22 protein-coding genes and 2 pseudogenes are annotated in these 21,533 nt (G+C 56.8%); 11 read left to right on the top strand and 13 right to left on the bottom strand.

Features of this window, described 5'->3' with window-relative positions; translation table 11 throughout:
* Positions 1 to 15 precede the first annotated feature (15 nt).
* Together AAHB66_RS02800 and AAHB66_RS02805 are read right to left on the bottom strand one after the other, a co-directional pair.
* Positions 16 to 516, bottom strand: a complete 501-nt coding sequence (locus AAHB66_RS02800; protein WP_347116407.1) for a GNAT family N-acetyltransferase — start codon at positions 514 to 516, stop codon at positions 16 to 18.
* A 24-nt stretch (positions 517 to 540) separates the two neighbouring features.
* Positions 541 to 810 carry a DUF1778 domain-containing protein gene (locus AAHB66_RS02805; RefSeq protein WP_347115141.1) on the bottom strand — a complete coding sequence of 90 codons (270 nt, stop codon included), beginning with the start codon at positions 808 to 810 and terminating at the stop codon, positions 541 to 543.
* A gap of 159 nt (positions 811 to 969) precedes the next feature.
* Here AAHB66_RS02805 and AAHB66_RS02810 point away from each other — a divergent pair, with 159 nt between their 5' ends.
* The 9 genes and pseudogenes from AAHB66_RS02810 to AAHB66_RS02850 all read left to right on the top strand — a co-directional run bounded on the left by AAHB66_RS02810 (position 970) and on the right by AAHB66_RS02850 (position 6,941).
* Entirely contained in the window at positions 970 to 1,293 is a 324-nt protein-coding gene (locus AAHB66_RS02810) for an antibiotic biosynthesis monooxygenase (protein WP_347115142.1), read from the top strand.
* Positions 1,286 to 1,682 (top strand): annotated as a pseudogene (locus AAHB66_RS02815) (amino acid-binding protein). The gene AAHB66_RS02810 and the pseudogene AAHB66_RS02815 overlap by 8 nt, the downstream one beginning before the upstream one ends.
* Entirely contained in the window at positions 1,657 to 2,352 is a 696-nt protein-coding gene (locus tag AAHB66_RS02820) for a winged helix-turn-helix domain-containing protein (protein WP_347115143.1), read from the top strand. Before AAHB66_RS02815 ends, AAHB66_RS02820 begins: the two are co-directional and overlap by 26 nt.
* Before the next feature lie 287 nt (positions 2,353 to 2,639).
* Positions 2,640 to 3,029 carry a hypothetical protein gene (locus AAHB66_RS02825; RefSeq protein WP_347115144.1) on the top strand — a complete coding sequence of 130 codons (390 nt, stop codon included), beginning with the start codon at positions 2,640 to 2,642 and terminating at the stop codon, positions 3,027 to 3,029.
* Between the two features lie 242 nt (positions 3,030 to 3,271).
* Positions 3,272 to 3,883: a LuxR C-terminal-related transcriptional regulator gene (locus AAHB66_RS02830; RefSeq protein WP_347115145.1), complete on the top strand. Its 612-nt coding sequence runs from the start codon at positions 3,272 to 3,274 to the stop codon at positions 3,881 to 3,883.
* Positions 3,884 to 3,900: 17 nt separating this feature from the next.
* Positions 3,901 to 4,242, top strand: a complete 342-nt coding sequence (locus tag AAHB66_RS02835; RefSeq protein WP_347115146.1) for a hypothetical protein — start codon at positions 3,901 to 3,903, stop codon at positions 4,240 to 4,242.
* 107 nt (positions 4,243 to 4,349) lie between these two features.
* Positions 4,350 to 4,817 (top strand): MarR family transcriptional regulator, encoded by a 468-nt coding sequence (locus AAHB66_RS02840; RefSeq protein ID WP_347115147.1) that lies wholly within the window; start codon positions 4,350 to 4,352, stop codon positions 4,815 to 4,817.
* Entirely contained in the window at positions 4,817 to 5,884 is a 1,068-nt protein-coding gene (locus AAHB66_RS02845; RefSeq protein WP_347116408.1) for an HlyD family secretion protein, read from the top strand. The genes AAHB66_RS02840 and AAHB66_RS02845 overlap by 1 nt, the downstream gene beginning before the upstream one ends.
* Positions 5,874 to 6,941, top strand: coding sequence for a DUF2955 domain-containing protein (locus AAHB66_RS02850; protein ID WP_347115148.1), 1,068 nt, complete (start codon positions 5,874 to 5,876; stop codon positions 6,939 to 6,941). Before AAHB66_RS02845 ends, AAHB66_RS02850 begins: the two co-directional genes overlap by 11 nt.
* Before the next feature lie 5 nt (positions 6,942 to 6,946).
* Here AAHB66_RS02850 and AAHB66_RS02855 read toward each other — a convergent pair.
* From AAHB66_RS02855 to AAHB66_RS02865, 3 genes and pseudogenes are all read right to left on the bottom strand, one after another.
* Positions 6,947 to 8,228, bottom strand: a pseudogene (locus tag AAHB66_RS02855) (DUF445 domain-containing protein).
* A gap of 143 nt (positions 8,229 to 8,371) precedes the next feature.
* Positions 8,372 to 9,016: a LysE family translocator gene (locus tag AAHB66_RS02860; RefSeq protein WP_347115149.1), complete on the bottom strand. Its 645-nt coding sequence runs from the start codon at positions 9,014 to 9,016 to the stop codon at positions 8,372 to 8,374.
* A gap of 47 nt (positions 9,017 to 9,063) precedes the next feature.
* The gene (locus AAHB66_RS02865) at positions 9,064 to 9,807 is read right to left on the bottom strand and encodes an AraC family transcriptional regulator (protein WP_347115150.1); all 744 of its coding nucleotides are present in this window, start codon (positions 9,805 to 9,807) and stop codon (positions 9,064 to 9,066) included.
* Between the two features lie 159 nt (positions 9,808 to 9,966).
* Between AAHB66_RS02865 and AAHB66_RS02870 the strand changes: the two genes are divergently transcribed.
* Both AAHB66_RS02870 and AAHB66_RS02875 read left to right on the top strand, forming a co-directional pair.
* Complete coding sequence (locus AAHB66_RS02870) at positions 9,967 to 10,389, top strand: hypothetical protein (RefSeq protein WP_347115151.1); 423 nt, start codon at positions 9,967 to 9,969, stop codon at positions 10,387 to 10,389.
* Between the two features lie 79 nt (positions 10,390 to 10,468).
* Positions 10,469 to 11,839: an NAD-dependent succinate-semialdehyde dehydrogenase gene (locus AAHB66_RS02875; protein ID WP_347115152.1), complete on the top strand. Its 1,371-nt coding sequence runs from the start codon at positions 10,469 to 10,471 to the stop codon at positions 11,837 to 11,839.
* A gap of 102 nt (positions 11,840 to 11,941) precedes the next feature.
* Here AAHB66_RS02875 and AAHB66_RS02880 read toward each other — a convergent pair whose 3' ends face one another.
* From AAHB66_RS02880 to rfbC, 8 genes are all read right to left on the bottom strand, one after another.
* Positions 11,942 to 12,487, bottom strand: coding sequence for a YfaZ family outer membrane protein (locus tag AAHB66_RS02880; protein WP_347115153.1), 546 nt, complete (start codon positions 12,485 to 12,487; stop codon positions 11,942 to 11,944).
* 364 nt (positions 12,488 to 12,851) lie between these two features.
* Complete coding sequence (yjiA, locus tag AAHB66_RS02885) at positions 12,852 to 13,805, bottom strand: GTPase (RefSeq protein WP_347115154.1); 954 nt, start codon at positions 13,803 to 13,805, stop codon at positions 12,852 to 12,854.
* A gap of 10 nt (positions 13,806 to 13,815) precedes the next feature.
* Positions 13,816 to 14,019: a YbdD/YjiX family protein gene (locus AAHB66_RS02890; protein WP_032616354.1), complete on the bottom strand. Its 204-nt coding sequence runs from the start codon at positions 14,017 to 14,019 to the stop codon at positions 13,816 to 13,818.
* A gap of 96 nt (positions 14,020 to 14,115) precedes the next feature.
* Positions 14,116 to 16,269, bottom strand: coding sequence for a carbon starvation CstA family protein (locus AAHB66_RS02895; RefSeq protein WP_347115155.1), 2,154 nt, complete (start codon positions 16,267 to 16,269; stop codon positions 14,116 to 14,118).
* 219 nt (positions 16,270 to 16,488) lie between these two features.
* Positions 16,489 to 17,361 carry a WYL domain-containing protein gene (locus AAHB66_RS02900; protein WP_347115156.1) on the bottom strand — a complete coding sequence of 291 codons (873 nt, stop codon included), beginning with the start codon at positions 17,359 to 17,361 and terminating at the stop codon, positions 16,489 to 16,491.
* A gap of 204 nt (positions 17,362 to 17,565) precedes the next feature.
* The gene (locus AAHB66_RS02905) at positions 17,566 to 18,810 is read right to left on the bottom strand and encodes a capsular biosynthesis protein (protein WP_347115157.1); all 1,245 of its coding nucleotides are present in this window, start codon (positions 18,808 to 18,810) and stop codon (positions 17,566 to 17,568) included.
* Between the two features lie 85 nt (positions 18,811 to 18,895).
* Entirely contained in the window at positions 18,896 to 20,899 is a 2,004-nt protein-coding gene (locus AAHB66_RS02910) for a capsular polysaccharide biosynthesis protein (RefSeq protein ID WP_347115158.1), read from the bottom strand.
* 50 nt (positions 20,900 to 20,949) lie between these two features.
* Positions 20,950 to 21,498 (bottom strand): dTDP-4-dehydrorhamnose 3,5-epimerase, encoded by a 549-nt coding sequence (gene rfbC, locus AAHB66_RS02915; protein ID WP_016236887.1) that lies wholly within the window; start codon positions 21,496 to 21,498, stop codon positions 20,950 to 20,952.
* Positions 21,499 to 21,533 lie beyond the last annotated feature (35 nt).

Genomic DNA, 21,533 nt, shown 5'->3' on the forward strand with positions numbered 1-21,533 from the left:
CCCGGCAACCCAGGCTTACTCGACAAAAAGCTTTTCAATGGATTTTGTGGGATAAAAAAGAGCATCGGCGTTGCTACCCGTCAAAGGAATAAAGCCGAGCTTCAGATAAAAATCTTTCGCCCTATCGTTGAGTGCATCCACAAACATGCCGTGAATACCCACAGCCTGAGATGCCAGCCAGACCACTTTCATGGCATGGGTCACCAGCATTATCCCCCAGCCCTGACCTTGCAGATCCTGGTGTACCGCAAGGCGCCCGAGTGTGACGCTGGGCACATTGACATACGGTACTTTGCGCTGCTGCGTTTTTGAGGGCAGGGTCTCTTTCTCAAAGCAACTTCCGGATAACGTATAGTAGCCCAGCACTTTTGGCGTGGGATCGTCAGTAACGAGAAGATAAGCGCGTAACAGACGACCACCGTGCTGGCGCGCAAGATGCTCACACAGAAAACGGTTGAGGGTGTCTTCCCCGCAGTTGAAGCCTGTTAAATCATAGTGAGTCTCTTGCGAAAACATCCTTATCGTCAGATTAGCCACGCCTTACTCCATGTTTTGCAGACGTCTTGCTGCGCGTTTCAGCCTGTCATCAGGCTCTGGCGGGTTGTCGAGTGCATCCATAACGCGATCCCATGAATCCTCATTAAGGATCAACCGGCGATGTTGCTCAATCACTTCGGCAGCGCGTTCAGAGGCACTGTTAACCATAAACTGGGTGATTGTCTGGTTCGTCATCGCCGCAGCTTCTTCGATCAGATTTTTGTCTTCGTCAGTTAACCTGAGGTCGATGCGCTGTTTTTTCAGGGCTGGCATTTTTACTCCGGGGTATCTTTTGTACGGATAATTTCCGTACGATGACTATAAAGTGGGCTGAGGCATTTTTCAATCCTGACGCGTTATTTCGCTCCTCACCGAAGCATCACGTTTTCCTTTCCTTCATCCTCTCCTTAACCTCACAACGGAGAGATCCTCATGATTGCAGTCCTGTTTGAAGCCGAAGCGCAACCCGCGCATCAGGCGCGTTACCTGCAGCTGGCCGCCGAGCTAAAACCGCTGCTGGCGGATATCGACGGCTTTATCGATATCGAACGTTTTCAGAGCCTGACCCACGACGGCAAAATCCTCTCCCTCTCCTGGTGGCGGGACGAAGAGGCTATCCGAAGCTGGAAGCAAAACGTCTTTCACCAGGCCGCACAGGCCGAAGGGCGGGCGGCGATCTTTGCCTGCTACCGCATTCGCGTGGCCCAGGTGGTGCGGGAATACGCCTCAGAAACCGGAGGGCATGCCGATGTATGACGTCCATGTGATTTTCAACGACGCGCCCGGGGAGCTGGCGCGCTTTGGTCAACTGCTGGGGCAGCATGGCGTGGGGCTGGAGGGGGGGCGGCGTCTTTGGCGTAGAGGCGCATTTTCTGGTGGAGGAGGGCGAAAAAGCCCGGCGCGTGCTGCTCGACGGCGGTTTTAACGTACAGGCGGTGCGCAAGCCGCTGATCCGCAAGCTGAAGCAGGAACGTCCCGGCGAGCTGGGGGAGATTGCCGCCGCGCTGGCAGCGCAGGGAGTGTCCATCCTGATCCAGTACAGCGATCATGCGAACCATCTTATTCTGCTGACGGATAATGATAAGCTGGCCGCAGAGATCACCGGGCCGTGGGTTGCAAATGCTAAAGACCAGTTTACCTCCTGATAACAGCGCCGCGCTGGAGCTGGCCGTTGCTGCGGTTGCCGCGGCGATGGCCGACCCGTCACGGGTGAAAATGCTCTGTGCCCTGATGGACGGGCGGGCATGGACCGCTACCGAACTCAGCGCCGTGGCGGATGTAGCCCCCTCTACCGCCAGCGGGCATCTCACCCGACTGCTGGAGGGGCGGCTGATAAGCTGTCTTTCTCAGGGGCGGCATCGCTATTATCGCCTGGCGGGGCACGAGGTCGCCGAGCTGGTGGAGCAGATGATGGGGCTGTCGTGGGGGCGCATTACGCCGCCGCAGACCACGGCACCGGAATCGATGCGTCACGCCCGCACCTGCTACGATCATCTGGCAGGTACGGTCTCGGTGCAGATGTATGACTTTATGCAGGCGGCGGGCTGGCTGGTGGCGGATGGATCGGCTCTCACCCTGAGCGGGCGCGAGGCGTTTCTGTCCCTGGGGATCGTATTGAATGCCAGTACGCGGCGTAAAGCCTGCTGTGCCTGTCTGGACTGGAGCGAGCGCCGGTTCCATCTGGGCGGTGAGGCGGGGGCGGCGCTGCTGGTTCACATGGAAACCAAAGGCTGGATCCAGCGGGTAGCGGGGTTTCGCGAGGTGAGTGTGACCGCGTCAGGTCAGCGTGCCATCGATCGGCATTTCAGCCGCTGAGGAAACGCCCGGCGGCGCACGCTTGCCGGGCCTACAAAAACACCACCCGGCATCAGCGCGCACAATAAAATGCATCATTCCTGCGGTTATCTATTCATACAAATTATATACAGCACACCTCTCATTTCTTATCTAAATATACGAATCGTGAGAATTGTCTCATGTCAAAATTTATTATTATTGCGCTTGCCAAAATTAGCACGACATGAAAAATTAGCCTGTGCTGTTGCCAGTTCACTATTCGAATGCTTACATGATGTAATTTATTAACAGGGAAGGGATATATTGTGTCTAAAATAAAAAGCTACGCCGAAAGCATATTGTTCCAGAGTGTTATTTCATTATCGAATACGACCTGTACACCCGGTGGTCTTGCCTGTCTGTCAGAGAATTATATTTCACGGCTCGGCCATAACGATGTTCCCGTTACACTGCGGAAAGCGCTTAAAGACGTTAAGGCCCTTTTGGCCGCAATGATCGAGGAAAACCCATGCAATACAAGTGATTATGAGAGCATGGCGAGTAAGCATCAGTGTTTGTTGACCCGGATTACAGAGCTGTATACCGACGTGGTGGCCTGGAATGCGGTTGAGCAGTACATCTCGGCGTCACAGTTTCTTCTATTTTCCGAAGCTAAAAATGGAATTCAACATCCTTCGCATAACGTGATCAATTAACTTTTTCGCATTAATAAATAAAGAGCCGCCTGTATCAGTATGCGGCTCTTTTTTATTCGGCAGCTATCTCGCTGTTATTACACAACACCGTTGCTCTGAAATAGCTATTTTGTGAAGGAAAGCACGAATTGCTGCGAAGCGCTTAAGACTATTCCTATAATCATCGGGAAAAGTGTTAATTGAAAATTATCACATTCTCAAGGATTATGACTGAGTCCACAGTGATGATAAGGATATAGACGATGATTATTGCATTAACATCCTGTAGATATTTTCAGCAGGGCTTTTCCATGCTGGTCGAACAATTAATGACCGATGCGCCATCTTTTCAACGGGTGCTTTACCTCGATGATATAAAAAACGCGACAAAGGACGATCTGGCCCGCACCAAAGCCATTGTGGTGGATTATGGTGAGTCTGATATCAACGTTCTGAATGCCCTGCTGGAGGTCAAAAACCGTTACGAGCAGAGCTATTTTATTTTTATTACCCGGGATGTGTGCTACGAAAGCACGATTGAAAATATTCTCATCAATACTATCGCGGATTACACCATCGACTGTAAAAGCGCCGTACGCCAGTTACGCGCATGCCTTGCCCATTTTGCGCGGGAGGATCAGCCGGTCACTATTTTTAAAAATGTTCGTTGGCATCAACTTGAAAAACAACAGCCTTTAACCCGAATGGAGACCATGCTGCTGCCCTATATCGTGTCAGGGAAAAAGAATAAAGAGATTACGCGCTACCTGGACGTGACCGGAAAAACCGTCAGCCATCATCGGCGCAATATTTATCGCAAGTTTGCCGTCACCAGTCTGACCGGGTTGTATAAAAAATTTGATGAACGTGTTTGATGCCGAAAGGGATCTGTATGGAACGAATGATTACTGCACAAAAAAGTCTGGAAAAAGCGCTGTTGATCCTGTGTGAGCCTGCCGATAGCGAGGAGAAGCAGCTGCGGATTTACCATGAATGTCTGTGCAACATTACGCAGCATAGCTTCCCGCAGCTTTTACGCATGGATTATTTCAATCTGTTAAGGCTGGCCAACGTGCCGTTCAATAACCTCGGCAGGATGTCGCCAGCGGGCCCCGATATTAGCCTGGGGATCAACAGCCTGCTACCGATGGCCATGCTTCTCCTCTATAAACGTCTGACCGAATGGATCTCCATTGAAACCTATCTCCGCAGGCAGAGACGTATTTGCAGCTAAGTAACAGGCCTCGCCACGCTTTCGCAATTCCTGCTCTTAACACCTCCGTTTCTTGATACTTACCCTGATAACTATTATCTTCTCAGCGTGTGAAGCGAGGTTCCCCCATGCGTGAAGAAGATCTGTTCTGCCGCCGGCCGATGGGCATGCGGATGGCAATGATTGTGCGTCAGTGGCGCGCGGTGATTGACGACGCCATTCTCGAGACCGGGTTAACCCAGTCGAGCTGGACGGTGATGATGCAGCTGAAACAGTTGGGGGATAACGTCTCGGTAAGCGAACTGGCGGAGGTGCAGGGCATTGAACTGCCGCCGCTGATGCGCACCCTTTCACAGCTGGAAAAGCAGGGCTATCTGCTGCGCACCACATCGCCTTACGACAAGCGCATCCGGCTGCTGACGCTCACACCCCAAGGGAACGCGGTGCTGAAAACGCTGACCCGGGTAATCGAAACGTTCCAGGAACGGGTATCGCAGAATATTGCCCCGGAGCATCTCGAGATTTTCAGCGCCACACTCAATCAAATCGCCTGCAATTTGCGGACAATCCGCGAAGAAGATAACAAGACCGAATAATCATGACGCCTGAACAAAAGTTTGCCCGCTGGGTAAGGGTGAGTATTGCCTCTTTCCTGCTGATGTTTGTCTATTTTATTGTCGCGGATATCTGGATCCCGCTGACGCCGGACGCTACGGTAATGCGCGTGGTCACGCCGGTGTCGGCACGCGTCTCCGGCTATGTGGCGGCGGTGCATGTCCACAATAACAGCCAGGTGAAGAAGGGCGATCTGCTGTTTGAGCTCGACCCGACGCCGTTCCGCAATAAGGTCGAGGCCGCAGAGATCGCCCTGCAGCAGGCGCGTCTCGCCAACCAGCAGCTGGATGCGCAGATCGTGGCGGCCCAGGCCAGCCTGAAAACCGCCCAGCTCACCGCCCGCAACGACAAAGTGACCTTTGAGCGTTATCAGAAACTCAGCACCCTGCAGAACGTCTCGCAGGCGGATCTGGATAAGGTCCGCACCACCTGGCAGAGCAGTGAACAGTCGGTGGCGAATCTACAGGCCAGCATCCATCAGCTGGGCATTGAGCGCGGCGAGCGCGATGAACAGCATAACGTGACGCTGCAAAAATACCGCAACGCGCTGGACGAGGCTCAACTCAATCTCGGCTGGACGAAGATCTACGCCGAGGCCGACGGTACGGTCAGCAACGTCCAGCTGAGCCCCGGCTTTTATGCCGCCTCAGGCTCAGCGGCGCTGGCGCTAGTGAACAACCAGAGCGATATCGTCGCCGATTTCCGCGAGAAGAGCCTGCGCCATACCCACCAGGACACCGACGCCGCGGTGGTGTTTGACGCCTTCCCGGGCCGCGTGTTCCGCGCCCACGTCACCAGCAGCGATGCCGGTATTTTAGCGGGACAGGAGGCGGTCAACGGCCAGCTGTCGGAGCCGGAGACCTCCAACCGCTGGGTGCGTGACGCGCAGCGCATGCGTATCCACGTGGCGCTGGACGAGGCCCTGCCGAAGCATCTGCCGACCGGGGCGCGCGCCACCGTGCAGCTCTATAACAGCGAAGGTCCGTTTGCCCGCTTCTTCTCCGGGATGCAGATCCACCTCGTCAGCCTGCTGCACTATGTCTATTAACACCCTGGCGCGGGTCTTTACCCCGCACGGCAATATCGTCTACACCGCCAACGACTTTCGCCAGACGTTGCGCATCGTCTTTGCCGGGATGATTGCCCTCAGCGTGTCGAGCTTTTACAACACCAGCTACGGCGTCTTCTTCGTGATCTATCCGATCATGCTCCTGTCGCTGGTGCCGGTGTTTAACCGCCACGTCGCCAAACAGTTCGTGTTCAGCTCTGCGCTGAACTGTATCGAAATGGTGTTCATTATCGGCTATCTGGCGCAGTGGCCGGCGATCATGACCCTGGTGGTGTTTGGCCTCTACGTGATGCGTTTTCGCTTTATGAGCCAGGGGCCGCTGTTTCTGTTTGGCTCGATGGGGGTGGTGTGCCAGAGCACCATGCTCAACTTTATGAGCTACCCGACCACCAACTGGCACACGCTGCTGTTCTCCAACCTCGAAGCCAGCGTGATGGCGGTGTGCCTGAGCGCGCTGATGCACTTCCTGCTGCCGGATGTCGAACCGCGCACGCCGCCGCCGCGGCTGGAGAAAGATGCCGCCCGGGTGCGCCATGAGTCGCTGCTCTCCGGTACCGTGGCGACCATGATTTTTGTGGTGTTCCAGGTAAGCGATCTTAGCGACTCCCTGTCGGCGCTGATGGCGGGGGTGCTGATCCTCTTCCCGATGCACTACCGCGGGGCGGTGATGAGCTCCCTGTGGCGCGTGGTCGGAGTGGTGCTCGGCTGCCTCTACATTCTGGTGGTGCAGCTGGTGCTGTACGATCACAGTAGTCACATGCTGCTGATGATGCCGCTGATCGGCCTCGGGCTGGCGTTTGGCGCGCGGCTGCACGTGATGGAGAAGGTGGGGGCCGGGGTCGGTTTTGCCAGCATTACCACCATCGGGATCATGTTCGGCCAGAACATGCACCCGGACGGCGACCTGGTGTTCAGCGATCTCTACCGCATCGTCTCGGTGACGGTAGCGCTGGTGGCGACCCTGACCATGGTGTTCCTTATGCACCTGATCCTGAACTGCTTTGCCCCGACGCGCTACGTGATCCGCAATCCGTAATCCTGTTAGCGAGTGAGCAGAGGCAGCACCTCGGGCAGCTGCGACAGCAGGAACAGGATCAGCCCGATGGTGCCGCCCACCAGGGTGCCGTTGACGCGGATAAACTGCAGGTCCTTGCCGATGTTCAGCTCAATCTGCCGGGACATATCTTTGGCATCCCAGCCTTTGACCGTGTCGCTGATATGGCGGGTGAGGAAGCGGGCAAAATCCGGTGCCACGCGGTGCGCCGCCTGCTCCAGATGTTCGTTCAGGGAGGCGCGCAGGTTGGTATCTGCCACCAGGGTTTCACCAAACCACAGTCCGGCGTTGGCGAGGCGCTGCTTCACGCGGGAGTCGTCGCTCTGCATGTCGGCCTTAAGCCACTGGCGCAGATCGGCCCACATCTCCCCCAGATAGCGGTTAAAGGCCTCGTCGTTCTTGAGATACTCTTTGATGTTTTCGGCTTTGGCGGCGGTTTCAGGATCGTTTTTCAGATTCTCCACCAGCTTCAGCACCGCGCGATCGAAGGCCTGGCGGATCTGGTGGGTGCGGTCGTGGCTGACGTCATCCAGAATGGCATTCACCGCATTCGACACCAGCTCGGCGCTCTGATCCCCCAGCCACTCGGTGGGTAAAATCATCGCCTTGCGCGGGTGCTCGGTCTTCAGCCAGTGGACGATTTGCGCGGCGATAAAGTCGCGGGTACTGTCGCGCTGCAGGAGCGTAATCAGGCGATTAATCACCGCATCCAGCAGCACCTGATGACGGTTGTTTTTGGTCATGCTCTCCAGCATGGCGGCGCTGGTTTCGCTGAAATCGACCTTATCCAGCGCCTTATGCACCGCCCGCTTGAGCATGCGCTGAATGCGCCCATCGTCGGTCAGCTCAAGGAAGCCGCTCATCACCTGCATAATATGCTGCCCGACGCGCTGGGCGTTGTCCGGCTGGCTGAACCAGTTGCCGATAAGCAACGCCGGTTCGTATTTGCGGATGAGCGCCACCAGCGACTGGGTATCGAGGAATTTCTCCTGCACAAACTGGCCAAGATTGTCGCCAATCCGGTCTTTATTGCGTGGGATAATCGCCGTATGGCGCGAGATAAAGGGGATCGGCACCCGGCGGAACAGGGCCACCACGGCAAACCAGTCAGCCAGCGCGCCGACCATCGCCGCTTCGGCAATGGCTTTCACCCCCCCGCACCCAGAAGGTCTGCGGCAGGAAGAGGGTGGCGATAAAGGTCGCGGCGGCAATCAGCAGCAGCGACAGCGCCAGCAGCTTGGCGCGTTTGAGTTCAGCGAGTTTTTCCATAGGGTTAAGGATAGAGGGAGAAAAGGCGAAGGGGCAAGGGAGCAGGCATTTTCCCCGGTGGCGCTGCGCTTACCGGGGCTACGATGTGTGTTTTCCAGTTTTGTAGGCCTGATAAGCGCAGCGCCATCAGGCGTTTTCTGAGTTCAGAGTGAGGTGAAAAATCGCCACAGGATCCCTGCACCAAACACCATCAGCACCACTCCCGCCACGCGCTCAATTTTCCAGATGTTGTTGCTGAGCCGCCGTTGGACGGTGGGCAGGGCAATAAACGACACCACCGCCAGATCCCACACCAGCACTACCGTGACCATCCAGATCCCGCTGACCGACTGCTGCAGCAGGGTGACGTTCGGGCCGAGCAGCGCTGTCATCAGCGCCAGATAAAAAAGCGCGTTTTTCGGATTCAGCACCGCCGATCCCAGCCCGAGCAGGAGTTGCCTGGACCAGGAGGGGCGCTCCGGCTCCGGGTTATCCAGTGCCAGCGTGCGGGCGCGGCTTTGCGCCAGCTGCCAGCCGATCCACAGCAGATACAGCGCGCCCAGCAGCTCGATAACATTGAACAACAGCGTGAACTGACGCAGCGCGCTCCAGCCCAGTATCACCAGCAGGATATAGAGCCCGTTGCCCAAGGCGATCCCCACGCACAGCCCGGCGCTGCCGCGCAGGCGATGGCGGGCGGCGAAGCCCAACAGCAAAAAGAAATCCGGGCCGGGGCTGAGCAGGGCAACAAAATGTGCCAGCGCGAGGGCCAAAAAAGCGGGCGGAAAGAGAGGGGTAAGCAGTTCCATAGTGACCTCATCAGCAAAACTGAGGTCAGGCTACAGTGAGGCGAGCGCTAATTATTGTCAGATATTGATCGTCCGGTGGCGTACTGGCGCGGCGTGGCGGCTGTGTAGCTGACAAAGGTTTTATGGAAGTGGCTCTGATCGGCAAAGCCGCTCTGGTAGCTGACGTCGGCAATGTCATCTCCGGCGCGCAGGCGCGCTTTGGCGAACTCTATCCGGGAAATGTTCAGGAAAGTGCCGGGCGTCAGGCCCGTATCCTGCTTAAAGGTTCTGATAAGCGTCTCTTTGCGCAGCGAGAAGCGCCGGGCTAAGACGTCCAGAGACGGCGGCGTTTGCAGGCTGTGGCGAAGTGCCTGCTGAAGCGCAAGGCTGGTGGGACGCAGGGGAACGGGCGACGTTGGCTCAGCGGCAATCAGGAAGAGAAGCGCGTCGATGGCCGTCGCCGAGAGTGTCTCAACGACCGTCAGATACTGGCGGAACAGTACCTCATTGCGGATCACCTGCATGGCGGGCTGAAGGTCGGTCTCCAGATACAGCATATGGTAGCTGCGCGACTGCCCTGCGACCGGATTACAGCTGTGCGGCAGATGCGCGGGGATGACGATCAGATCGCCAGGATAAAGGGTGAACGGCTCGCCGTTGCAGGTGCAGCAGGTTTGCCCCTCGAGGATGGCACCAATGGAAAGCTGCCCGTGGCTGTGACGCTTATAGGCCTGGGTGCTTTGCCAGGTGCTGCGCAGCTCAACGCCGGGCTGGCGGCGGAAGGTCTGATTGACGTGGCGCGTGTGGGTCATAGTGGTTACCGGAAAGGTTTAGGTGTTTATAGCATGAGCGGAGAAGGGTGTCGCCTGTGATAATTTGGGGAGAGGTCGTTATGTGATAAGAATAATGGTACATATAATACCGCAACTGCATCACAGTAATATCTGGGAAAATTATTAAAGGAATAAACTATGCACGTCAGCTCGGCTATTAAATGGTTACATCGGCTCACCACCGTCCTGTTGCTTATTATCGTTGCAGGCTATTTTTCTTATGAATACTTCATGAAGAGCCGAAGCGACGATCGTTTAGTGATGAAAAAGGAGATTTCAGATAAGGTGACGCTTTACGTCACGCAGTATGGGGGCGGGGCAACCGTACCTGATATTTATCGCTATTACCTGGATGATAAAAATCAGACGATAGAGCAGCTAAGAAAAAGCGAGCCTTTTCTCGTTTCAGATAATGGCCTTGCCATAATTAACGGCTACGGTAATACCATCAATGTTAAGTTATCAGGGCGTATCTATTCTTTCAGTAATCTGACGATGTTCTACGCTCAGGAAAATCTGGTTATCCCGGTGATTAATCTTACTGCCACAGGAGTACATTAACCTGTATACCTAACTTTACCTGCAAGCTCAGCCATTTTGACTACCCTTAATACCCAACGCGGTAAAAAAGGAGGCAACAATGGCCTATAAGACAGTGAATCCTGCCAACAACAAACTCATCAAAGAATATCCTTCTCATACCGATGCTGATGTCGAGGCGGCGCTGAACACCGCCGATGCGCTCTACCACTCCGACTGGTCGAAGGGCAGCATGGATAAACGCCTGGCGGTGCTGCATAAGCTGGCGGATCTGATTGATTCCCGTACCGAAGAGCTGGCGAAAATTGCCAGCGTGGAGATGGGTAAACTCATTGCCCAGAGCCGCGGCGAGGTGAAACTCTGCGCGCAGATCGCCCGCTATTACGCGGATAACGCCAAACAATTCCTCGCCCCGGTGAAGTACCCGTCTGAGATGGGCGAGGCGTGGGTGGAGCACCATCCGATCGGCGTGGTGATGGCCGTGGAGCCGTGGAACTTCCCTTACTACCAGCTGATGCGCGTGCTGGCCCCGAACCTGGCGGCAGGTAACCCGGTGATTGCCAAACATGCCAGCATCGTGCCGCACTGTGCGGAGACCTTCGCCCATCTGGTGCGCGAAGCCGGTGCCCCGGACGGAGCCTGGACTAACCTGTTTATCTCTTCCGATCAGGTGGCAAATATCATCGCCGACGATCGCGTGCAGGGTGCTGCGCTGACCGGGTCCGAGAAGGCCGGTAGCGTGGTGGCTGCCCAGGCGGCGAAGCACATCAAGAAATCGACCCTCGAACTGGGCGGCAACGACGTGTTCGTGGTGCTGGACGATGCGGACCTTGAGAAGGCGGTGAAGATCGGCGTCAACGCGCGTCTCGCCAATGCCGGACAGGTCTGTACCGCCGCCAAGCGCTTTATCGTGCATGAGAAGGTGGCCGGGCAGTTCCTGGAGAAATACACCGAGGCATTCCGCGCGATTAAAATCGGCGATCCGCTGGACGAAAGCACCCGGCTTGGGCCGCTCTCCTCAAAAGAGGCGCTGGAGACCCTGACGAAACAGGTAGATGAGGCGGTGAAGAACGGCGCGACGCTGCATTACGGCGGCAAACCGGTCCAGCGCGAAGGTAGCTTCTTTGAGCCGACCATTCTGACCAACATCAGCCGCGATAACCCCGCGTATTTCGAAGAGTTCTTCGGCCCGGTGGCGCAGATCTATGTGGTGAAAAACGATGATGAGGCGGTGAAGCTTGCCAACGACTCGCACTACGGTCTGGGCGGCGCGGTGTTCAGTAAAGATATCGAACGCGCTAAAAAGATGGCTTCGAAAATCGAAACCGGGATGGTGTGGATCAACTGGCTTACCGATACCGCGCCGGAGCTGCCGTTTGGCGGCGTGAAACGTTCCGGTTACGGGCGCGAGCTGTCGGATCTGGGGATTAAAGAGTTTGTGAACCAGAAGCTGGTGGTTATTCGCCGCTAGGTATTTCTCCCCTCACCCTGACCCTCTCCCCAAAGGGGAGAGGGAACAAACCCACGGATTTGTAGGCCGGGTAAGCGCAGCGCCACCCGGCAGTTTTTTGGGTTAGAAGCTCACGCCGCCGCCAACATAGGCGCCGTCAATCAGAGTGTGGTTTGGACGGCCGTCTTTGCCATCAACGCTCACGTGGCGGTAACCCACTTTCAGCGTAACCGGTTTGATTGGGGTCCAGCTTACGCCGCCGTTAGCTTCAACGTAGTTTTTAACGCTGTTGTTCAGGCCATCCGGAGCCACGTAACCTTCACCGAACACGTTAATGCTGTCCGTCAGCGCAACGTTCACACCGCCGCCAACCGGGAATGCCACGCCGTTATCGCCTTTTTTCGGGCCGATGTAGATCGCTTTCGCACCTGCATTCAGCATCACCGGGCCCACTTCAAAGTTGTAGCCTGCGCCAACGCCACCGGTCTGGGTACCGTCGTCGGTATTTTTGAGCCAGTTTCCTTCGGTATATAAACCGGAGGAGGATTTACCCATTTCCACATTCAGGTTGGTGAAGTTCTTACCCTGTTCAATGCTGCCGCCCATAGCCAGTGCGGAGCCCGATACAGCAGTCAGAGCGGAAAGGAGAAGGATATTAAGCTTTTTCATGTTTTATGCCTCGTCATCAAATTAATCTGAAGGCACCTTAACAAGCGAAGTTTATGACTGCAAATGTGATGGGGGTCGAGGTTTTATGCTGATTGTGTAAATTTATTACGGGATTATTGTTGCGCAATGGTGACTTTACTGCAGGGTCAATGATTGATTTTATCGTGTTTAAGATCGATTTAGTTTATTCCCTAAACGGAGCGTGAATAACGCAGAAATAATAGCCAGTGACGAATTAAGGGTGACTATTATCATTACGCAAGACGTTTTCAGTTTTACAGTTTATAACCTTTATTTACATTGATTCATCGCCTGAAGCGCCCAAAAAAGCACTCCCCATCGTTGTAAACAGGGAGTGCCGGGATTATTTCTTCAGGCCAGCGAAACCCGCGCGGATCTCGTCTTCCGGCAAATCAATCCCGATCAACACCATCACGCTGTGCGGCGCTTCCTCGCCCCACGGGCGATCCCAGTCGGCGCTGTAGAGGCGCTGCACGCCCTGGAACAGCAGGCGGTTTGGTTCGCCATCGATCCACAGCATCCCTTTATAGCGCAGCAGTTTGTCGGCAAAGGAGAGCAGCAGGTTCTCCATTACGCGGGAGACCTCGCTGATATCCACCGGGTAATCCAGCTCGACCACGATAGAGGAGACGTCGTTCTGCTTGTCGGCCATAAAGTGGAAGCGCGGCCTGGAGGTTACCTTCTCTTCGAGCATAAAGCCGTTGGTGTTGAACAGGTACGCCAGGTCGATATCACCATGGGTGACGGTATAGATCGGCGCGCGGGCGTTGATGCGCGTCAGGCGCTCGCGCAATTTTTCGCTCTCTCCCGCCACGTCGGTTTTGGTCAGCAGGATGCGGTCGGCATAGCCCACCTGCGACTGGGCGATGGTGAACTGGTTCATCTGCTCGTCGGCGTGGACCGCGTCTACCAGGGCGATCACGCCGTCCAGCAGGTAGCGCTGGCAGAGGATCTCGTGGGAGAAGAAGGTCTGAATAATCGGGCCGGGGTCGGCCATGCCGGTGCACTCAATCACCAGCCGGTCGAAGTCGATCTCGCCGCGATCGCGGCTGTCGAGCAGGTCGAGCAGGGCGTCTTCGAGTTCATTCGAGCGGGTGCAGCAGATGCAGCCGTTGGTCAGGGTTTTGATCTGGGTGGCGCGATCGCCAATCAGCTGGTCATCAACGGAGACTTCCCCGAACTCGTTTTCGATGACCGCGATTTTGAAGCCGTGTTGTTCGTTGAGGATGTGGCGCAGCAGGGTAGTTTTGCCCGCGCCAAGAAAGCCGGTGAGCAGGGTAACGGCAATCGGTGTCATGGTCTCTCCTTTAGCAGCAGCGTACGCCGCCTTCTCCTCCTCCGCCGTAGCGCGCTTCCTGACGCTCGCGGAAGAATTCGTTGTAGGTCATGTACGGCTTATCCGGATGGTTGGTCTTCATATGTTCAACGTAGTTGTCATAGTCCGGGATGCCAATCAGCATTTTTGCCGCCTGACCGAGGTATTTTTTAGCTTCGCCTAAGTTACCAAACATAACGCATCCTGATAAGGAAAAGCCCGGTGGCGCTGCGCTTACCGGGCCTACGAGTACATTGTAGGGCGGGTAAGCGTAGCGCCACCCGCCGTTTTTTTAATGGTGTGAAGAGGTCTTCACGCCGCCTTCCGGTACCGGCACATACGGGGTCTCTTTATCCGTACGACCGTCGGCGTCACGCACCTTCATCCAGGTTTTGATGCCGTAGAAGATGATGCTGTAAACCACCACCAGGAACAGAATGCTCAGACCTGCGTTGGTGTAGTTGTTCACCACGATATGGTTCATGTTGGCAACCTGCTGCGCGGTCAGCTCACCGCCGCCTGCGGCAATCTTCTCTTTGTACTGGTTAGCCATAAAGAAGAAGCCTTCCAGCTGCGGGTTGGTGCTGAACAGTTTCAGACCCAGCGCCCAAGTGGTGCAGAGCAGCAGCCACAGGGCAGGGACCACGGTCACCCAGATGTATTTGGTGCGCTTCATCTTCACCAGCACCACGGTGCCGAGCACCAGGGCCACGGCTGCCAGCATCTGGTTAGAGATCCCGAACAGCGGCCACAGGCTCTTCACGCCGCCCAGTGGGTCGACAACGCCCTGATACAGCAGGTAGCCCCACAGACCGACGCAGCCCGCCGTACCCAGAATCCCGGCGACCAGCGAGTCGGTTTTCTTCAGGAACGGCACGAAGTTACCCAGCAGATCCTGCAGCATAAAGCGGCCTGCGCGGGTACCGGCGTCCAGCGCGGTCAGGATGAACAGCGCTTCGAACAGAATACCGAAGTGGTACCAGAAGCCCATGTCCGCCCACGGCAGCACTTTGTGGAACACGTGGGCGATACCTACCGCCAGCGTTGGTGCGCCACCGGCACGGTTCAGCACCGACGGTTCCCCGATGTCTTTCGCGGTCTGCATGATCTGCTCAGGCGAGATCACAAAGCCCCAGGAGCTGACGGTTGCCGCCGCGTGGGCGCTCACGTCTTTCAGCTGCGCCATGATCAGCGCCGCATTGTCACCGCTCATCTCATGCAGGTTCGGCATGGTGATGCCCAGACCCGCAGGCGGGGTGTTCATCGCGAAGTAGAGACCCGGCTCGATGATGGACGCCGCCACCAGGGCCATGATCGCCACAAAGGACTCCATCAGCATCGCGCCGTAGCCGATCAGACGGGCGTCGTTTTCGTTCGCCAGCAGCTTCGGCGTGGTGCCGGAAGCAATCAGGGCATGGAAGCCAGAGACCGCGCCACAGGCAATAGTGATAAACAGGAACGGGAACAGGGCGCCTTTCCACAGTGGACCGGTACCGTCGATGTACTGGGTCACCGCAGGCATTTTCAGCTCTGGGTTGATGATCACGATGCCGATCGCCAGACCGACGATCACGCCGATTTTCAGGAAGGTCGCCAGGTAGTCACGCGGCGCCAGAATCAGCCATACCGGCAGCAGGGCAGAGACAAAGGCATAGCCAACCAGCACGAAGGTGATGGTGGTGTCTTTGAAGGTCAGCGCCGGGCCCCAGTACGGGTCGTGCGCAATCACGCCGCCGAAGTAAATGGAGGCCACCAGCAGCACGATACCGATCACCGACACTTCACCCACGCGGCCCGGACGCAGGAATCGCATGTAGATCCCCATGAACAGCGCAATCGGCACGGTGGAGCAGACGGTAAACACACCCCACGGGCTTTCGGCCAGGGCTTTCACCACGATCAGGGCCAGCACCGCCAGGATGATGATCATAATCAGGAAGCAGCCAAACAGGGCGATGGTCCCCGGCACGCGGCCCATCTCTTCTTTGATCATCTCACCGAGAGACGCGCCGTTACGGCGGGAAGAGATAAACAGCACCATAAAGTCCTGCACCGCACCCGCCAGCACCACGCCGGCCAGCAGCCACAGGGTACCCGGCAGGTAGCCCATCTGCGCGGCCAGCACCGGGCCGACCAGCGGGCCAGCGCCGGCGATGGCGGCAAAGTGGTGGCCAAACAGCACGTAGCGGTTGGTTGGCACGTAATTCAGGCCGTCATTGTTGATGACCGCCGGAGTGGCACGCGTCGGGTCAAGCTTCATGACCTTCTGCGCGATATAGAGACTGTAGTAGCGGTACGCCACCAGATAGACCGACACCGAGGCCACGACGATCCACAGGGCGCTGATGTGCTCGCCGCGGCGCAGGGCAACCACGGCAAGGCAACAGGCACCGAGGATCCCGAGCAGCAGCCAGGGAACGTGCTTAAGTAGTTTTTTAATGTCCATAATAAAACCTGGTTTTTTAGATGAAAAAAGGGTCAGGGTTCGCTGTGAGAGATGTTGAGTAATGCTGAGGCGATCTTGCCAGAGCCTTGCGCGTGTAAAGGAAGGTAAATCGGTGAGTGGTTATATGGCGGGATGAGCGGTCAAAGGCGAGGGCGAGTGGTTCAGGCTCGCCGTCAGTGGGGAAAATAGTGTGAAGGGGATCACGCCGTCAGGCGCGGATCACTCCGCGGTGGCCAGATAGCTTTCTAAGGTGCCGACAAACTTCTGCTTAAGCCAGGCCGGTTCCAGCACCTGAATATTGGGCAGCCAGTAGAAGAGCAGCGGCAGGATCTGGTTCTCATGCGCGGCATGGCAGCGCAGGGTGATGCCCTTTTTATCCTCAGCCAGAATTTCCTGGTCGGGCAGCAGATCGCGACGCTTAAAATAGTGCGCAATGCGGGTGGGAATAAACACGTCCACTTCGAACGTCTCTTCGCTGACCCAGGGATCGGGGTTTTTTGCCAGCAGGTCGAGGGTGTCATTATCTGGCGTGAAGGTCTCGCTACGAATATCCAGCCACTGGATCAGGCTTAAAGAAAACGATTTCAAACGCTTTTCTTCGGTGGCTTGTAAATACCATATGTTCTTTTTGTTAATTACTTTATAGGGGTTAATCTTTCGCGACTTTCCTTTATACAGGATCTGGCAAACCTGCTGGCCCTTAATCGCCTTTTCAAAGTCCGCTAACAGGGCGTGAATATCTTTGGGCCCGGTTCGCTCGGCATCGTTGCCGAGGATCATAATATGGTTTTCCTCGACCCGCGTCTCCAGTTTGTCCCAGAATTCGCGGCCCGTTTCCGGGAAAAAGTCATCCACATTCAGAAAGTTAGCAATAGCGTGATGCAGCCCTGGGCCAGCATGAATAAGCTTGTACTGCCCGTCTCCGCAGCGCTCCACAATGGGCGAAAGTGCATTCAGATCGCGATAGACCGTGCGCTCAGTGATATTAAATTTATGCATCAATGCCTGGCGGTTAACCACGCCGTGTAAATGAAGCTCCAGCAGAATATCAACCAACCTTTCAGCCGAGCGACTCCTGGTCGGAATTGTCATATTAGCTTTCCCGTTATTTTAGCCATTGCTGTGAATTATGCCGGCGCGGCTGACAAAATATGTCAGTGCAAAATTCGGCATGAAAATTTGTCTTAGGTTATAACGGCAAAATTTGGGATAAACATTAGGGGTTTTTACAACGGAGGGTTAAAAGCGCGGCGTAGATCGGATCCGCCGGGGTAATTTCCCCGGCGCGAGGATGAATTATCGTTCGAGTTCGGAATCGGCAAGCGGCGCCGGCAGAGGGTTTTCCGTCGGGATGTTGAGCCAGTCGGACTTGCCGTAAAAGACGGCGTTGATCTGCGTGTGGTAAAGCAGGTGGGTACGAAAACGCTGGAATAACTTTTTATCGGGAGCGAAATCCGCCTGCCAGAACTGGTTCAGTGGCCCCTGCCAGGTTAATCCTTCGATGTCGTACAGCGCTTTGCCCATCACCTTGAGCGGCTTGTTGTGGATCAGCGCCGACAGGCCCGCGGTGCTGTTGACGGTGATCACTCCCCGGGTGTGGGTCAGCAGGGCGGGCAGGGAGAGATCGTGAACGTAGATCACCCGGCCCGTAATGCCGTATTTTTCGGTCAGCTTGTTAATCAGGGTGCCGTAATAACGGTGACCACGATCCATTGGATGATGCTTGAACACCAGATGACGCTCTTTTGACGCATGGCGGGCAAAGGAGCGGATCACGGTTTCGATATAGTCACGCACGTCTTTATACGGGCTGTGGTGAATAATCTGGCTGTCGTTGTAGACCTGCAAAATCGCCAGGTAGTACTCGTTATCCAGCGTGCTGGTGATATGGCTCAGCATATGGCGCTGCTGCCAGCGGTACCACAGCTTACGGCGACCGGCGCGGAACCAGCACTGCATCTCGTACCACGGAGAGAACGACTTGTGGTGACGGTAGCCCCGGTAGCGATGGCGGCCAAACCAGCCCGCCGCGTAGTAGAGCATGGCATGAGCGGCACGGTTGAAGGAGCTCGGTTTCCACGGCGTCGGGGTTTTCACCTCCGGCAGCGGTTGCTCGCGATAATACTTCGCATCGACAGGCATCGAGGAGAAGGCGTTCACGCCCCCTTTTTCCAGGGTGATGTAGAACGGGCGGAAATAGCCCTCTTCAAACGCCAGGAAATCGATGGTTTTGCTGCGCGCCCACTTCTTCGCTTCGATGTGCATCGGACGGCAGTCACCAAAGCAGACGATGGTGTCGAAGGGGTAGGTTTTGTGTAACTCGCGCAGCCAGAAGGCAAAATTCTTTACTGAGCCGGTGTAGTGCAGCGCGGTCTCTTTCGCGGCATACCATGAGTCTCCGGCATTGAAGCAGACCTGCTTCACTTCACGGTGGCTGCTCTGCAACCAGCTTGCCAGACGTGAAAAGCAGGGGCCCATCGGTCCTTGTAGTAAAAGATATCGACGGCCATTCAGCAGATGGCGGATAGCTTGCTCTTCCATTATTTTTCCCAGATCGGTCCGTTGATGAACAGTGTGTAACGGCTTGATGACCGCTTTTCTTTAATAAATCAGGATAAATAGTTCGCTAGCGAAGTGTCTGTGCGAGATAGCTCAGTTTGAGCTGCCAGCGCTGCCAGCGGCTGGCCTTCTGCGATGAGGAGTTTCCCTGCACCGCCAGCTGGCGGATCAGCTGCTCCGGGCTCATCCACAGGCCGCTCTGCCAGTCGATATAGCGCGGATAGGCGACCAGCGTCAGGTAGACCAGCGCGGCCAGCGACAGGGTGCGCTGACGGCGCTCCGCTGGGTGAATATCTTCAGTCAGCCCCCAGCCGCTGTAGAACGGCTGGCCCCAGGTGGTGACCTTCACCCCCTGCACCAGCGCCTCGAACCCGCTGAGGGAGGTCATGGTGTGCAGCTCGTCGACATGGGGATAGAGGCTGGTCAGGCCGAGATCCAGCACCTGGCTGTCTACGCAGCTCGCCAGGCATTCGGCCGAGATAGCCCCGGCCCGGTTGCCCGCCACCACGTCCGGGTGCGGTTTAAACAGGATATGTGCCTCCGGCCGGGCGGCGCGTACCGCCCACAGCAGCTGCTCATTGCTGCGGATCACCGGGCTGCCGGTCAGGATCGAGGCATCGCCATCGACCTGGCCCACCACCAGCACCAGCGAACGCCCGTCGCCGGGCGGCGTGAAGGGCTGCACGGTGCCGACGTTGTATTTGCTGACCCCATGCTGGCGGAGCAGATCCACCAGCGCCGCGCCGCGTGCCAGCGCCTGTTCGCTGAGCGGCTGCTGATTCAGCAACTGCTCCAGCCCGCTCGGACGGCGGCTGTCGAAGTAGATCCCCACCGGGTCGATGGAGAGCGATGAGGGGCGGCACAGGTTCGATCCCAGCCCCCGGGAGCGGATAAAGCCATCTTCCACCCGGATCGGGTTATTCAGCTCAGGATAACGGCTGCCCCAGACCAGCACCTGCTCGTCGGCGGCCAGCTGAGCAGGCGGGGTGCGCACAAAGCGCAGCTCCGTGGCCAGCGGCTGGCAGAAGGCGCGCATAAAGGCGCGTTTCCACAGCGAGAAGCCCACCATATACAGACGGCGATAGCGCGGAGCCGGGTTCAGCTGACCCGCAATGACCTCCAGCACCTGCTCCACTTCGCAGCGCTGGCCCAGGACCGGATCCAGATAGCGGGGATAGAGGATCAGCGCCGCAGCTACCAGCTGCGACAGGCTAATTCGTGCCTCGCGACGTTCACACCCTTTGCTGTCGTGGGTCAGCCCCCAGCCGGCGTAAAACGGCATGCCGAAGCAGTACACCGCTTTGCCCAGCAGCAGGGCTTCAAACCCCATCTGCGAGGAGACGGTGTAGACCGCCTCTGCCTCATTCAGCAGGGCATGGGGGTGGCAGTGATCGGTGACCAGCTCCACGTCGTCCAGCTGCATCTGCGCCAGCACGCCGCTCTTTTTGCCCAGCCGGGTATCCGGATGAGTGCGCAGCAGCAGGCGGGCGTCAGGGTGGTTACGCCGCGCCGCCGCGACCATCGCCACAAAATCTTCCGTGCTGGCGAGCGCGCCGGGGATAGAGAGATCCCCTGCCACCTGGTCGATCAGCAGCACCTTAGGGCGGGCGTCGTTGTGCAGGCGGGCAGCCAGCGCGTCGGGCAGGCCGCTGTCGGCGGTATAACAGTTGTACTTGGTGATGCCCAGGCGCAGCAGCTCACTTACCAGTGCCTCGGCGCGCGCCAGCATTCGGGCATCGCACGGCGTGGCGATCAGCTGCTCAAGGCGGCTGGGCTGGCGAGCGTCGTAGTAAATGCCCACAGGATCGGCGATCAGGGAGACGGCCTTGCCCCCTCTGGCGGGGTGGCCAATATAACCGATAAAGCCATCTTCCAGCTGCCAGTACGGCAGGCCGAGTTCGTGGGCTTTCTGTTTGATCTGTCGGGTATTGGCTTTCTGGCCCCAGCCGACCAGCACGTCGTCCTGCGCCAGTTCCATGCCGCTTTTGAAGGCGTGTAACGGGCGGCCAAGCATTGGCTCGAGCTGTGCTTTTCGGGCCAGGATCCCGGCTGAACCTGTGTAGAATTTCATGTGCGCTCTGTGCATCAGAAAACGCCCCGCGTCACTGCGGGGCGTGTGACTCAGAAGTACTCTGCGTCAGGGAAGGATTTGGCAACGCTGTCTTTGGCGGAAGTGAGGATCTCGCTGTCGATTTCTGGCCATGTAATCCCAATGGTCTCATCGTTCCAGCGGATGCCGCGATCGCTCTCCGGCGCATAGTAGTTGGTGGTTTTGTACAGGAATTCTGCGGTGTCGCTCAGGGTCATAAAGCCATGGGCGAAGCCTTCCGGGATCCACAGCTGACGCTTGTTCTCGCCGGACAGATGCACACCGACCCACTGACCAAAGGTCGGGGAGCTTTTACGGATATCCACCGCCACGTCGAACACTTCGCCGGCCACGCAACGCACCAGTTTGCCCTGCGCATGCGGTGCCAGCTGGTAGTGCAGGCCACGCAATACGCCCTTCGAGGATTTGGAGTGGTTGTCCTGCACGAAGTTTACGCTGCGGCCAATGGCGGCTTCGAACTGCTGGTGGTTAAAGCTTTCGAAGAAGAAACCACGGTCATCGCCAAACACTTTTGGCTCAAAGATGAATACGTCGGGAATTGCGGTCTGAATTACGTTCATGATGTCGGCCTGATTCATAAATGGGGCTTTACGCC

The sequence above is a fragment of the Leclercia sp. S52 genome, from assembly GCF_039727615.1.
In the GTDB taxonomy this organism is placed as follows: Bacteria; Pseudomonadota; Gammaproteobacteria; order Enterobacterales; family Enterobacteriaceae; genus Enterobacter; species Enterobacter adecarboxylatus_B.

Bases quoted from the DNA above. Each gene is read 5' to 3' on its own strand.
- AAHB66_RS02805 (WP_347115141.1), bottom strand. From the start codon at position 810: ATGCCAGCCCTGAAAAAACAGCGCATCGACCTCAGGTTAACTGACGAA.
- yjiA (WP_347115154.1), bottom strand. From the start codon at position 13,805: ATGACACCGATTGCCGTTACCCTGCTCACCGGCTTTCTTGGCGCGGGC.
- AAHB66_RS02905 (WP_347115157.1), bottom strand. From the start codon at position 18,810: ATGGAAGAGCAAGCTATCCGCCATCTGCTGAATGGCCGTCGATATCTT.
- AAHB66_RS02900 (WP_347115156.1), bottom strand. From the start codon at position 17,361: ATGACAATTCCGACCAGGAGTCGCTCGGCTGAAAGGTTGGTTGATATT.
- AAHB66_RS02895 (WP_347115155.1), bottom strand. From the start codon at position 16,269: ATGGACATTAAAAAACTACTTAAGCACGTTCCCTGGCTGCTGCTCGGG.
- AAHB66_RS02810 (WP_347115142.1), top strand. From the start codon at position 970: ATGATTGCAGTCCTGTTTGAAGCCGAAGCGCAACCCGCGCATCAGGCG.
- AAHB66_RS02870 (WP_347115151.1), top strand. From the start codon at position 9,967: ATGCACGTCAGCTCGGCTATTAAATGGTTACATCGGCTCACCACCGTC.
- rfbC (WP_016236887.1), bottom strand. From the start codon at position 21,498: ATGAACGTAATTCAGACCGCAATTCCCGACGTATTCATCTTTGAGCCA.
- AAHB66_RS02875 (WP_347115152.1), top strand. From the start codon at position 10,469: ATGGCCTATAAGACAGTGAATCCTGCCAACAACAAACTCATCAAAGAA.
- AAHB66_RS02910 (WP_347115158.1), bottom strand. From the start codon at position 20,899: ATGAAATTCTACACAGGTTCAGCCGGGATCCTGGCCCGAAAAGCACAG.
- AAHB66_RS02835 (WP_347115146.1), top strand. From the start codon at position 3,901: ATGGAACGAATGATTACTGCACAAAAAAGTCTGGAAAAAGCGCTGTTG.
- AAHB66_RS02840 (WP_347115147.1), top strand. From the start codon at position 4,350: ATGCGTGAAGAAGATCTGTTCTGCCGCCGGCCGATGGGCATGCGGATG.
- AAHB66_RS02860 (WP_347115149.1), bottom strand. From the start codon at position 9,016: ATGGAACTGCTTACCCCTCTCTTTCCGCCCGCTTTTTTGGCCCTCGCG.
- AAHB66_RS02850 (WP_347115148.1), top strand. From the start codon at position 5,874: ATGTCTATTAACACCCTGGCGCGGGTCTTTACCCCGCACGGCAATATC.
- AAHB66_RS02880 (WP_347115153.1), bottom strand. From the start codon at position 12,487: ATGAAAAAGCTTAATATCCTTCTCCTTTCCGCTCTGACTGCTGTATCG.
- AAHB66_RS02820 (WP_347115143.1), top strand. From the start codon at position 1,657: ATGCTAAAGACCAGTTTACCTCCTGATAACAGCGCCGCGCTGGAGCTG.
- AAHB66_RS02865 (WP_347115150.1), bottom strand. From the start codon at position 9,807: ATGACCCACACGCGCCACGTCAATCAGACCTTCCGCCGCCAGCCCGGC.
- AAHB66_RS02800 (WP_347116407.1), bottom strand. From the start codon at position 516: ATGTTTTCGCAAGAGACTCACTATGATTTAACAGGCTTCAACTGCGGG.
- AAHB66_RS02890 (WP_032616354.1), bottom strand. From the start codon at position 14,019: ATGTTTGGTAACTTAGGCGAAGCTAAAAAATACCTCGGTCAGGCGGCA.
- AAHB66_RS02830 (WP_347115145.1), top strand. From the start codon at position 3,272: ATGATTATTGCATTAACATCCTGTAGATATTTTCAGCAGGGCTTTTCC.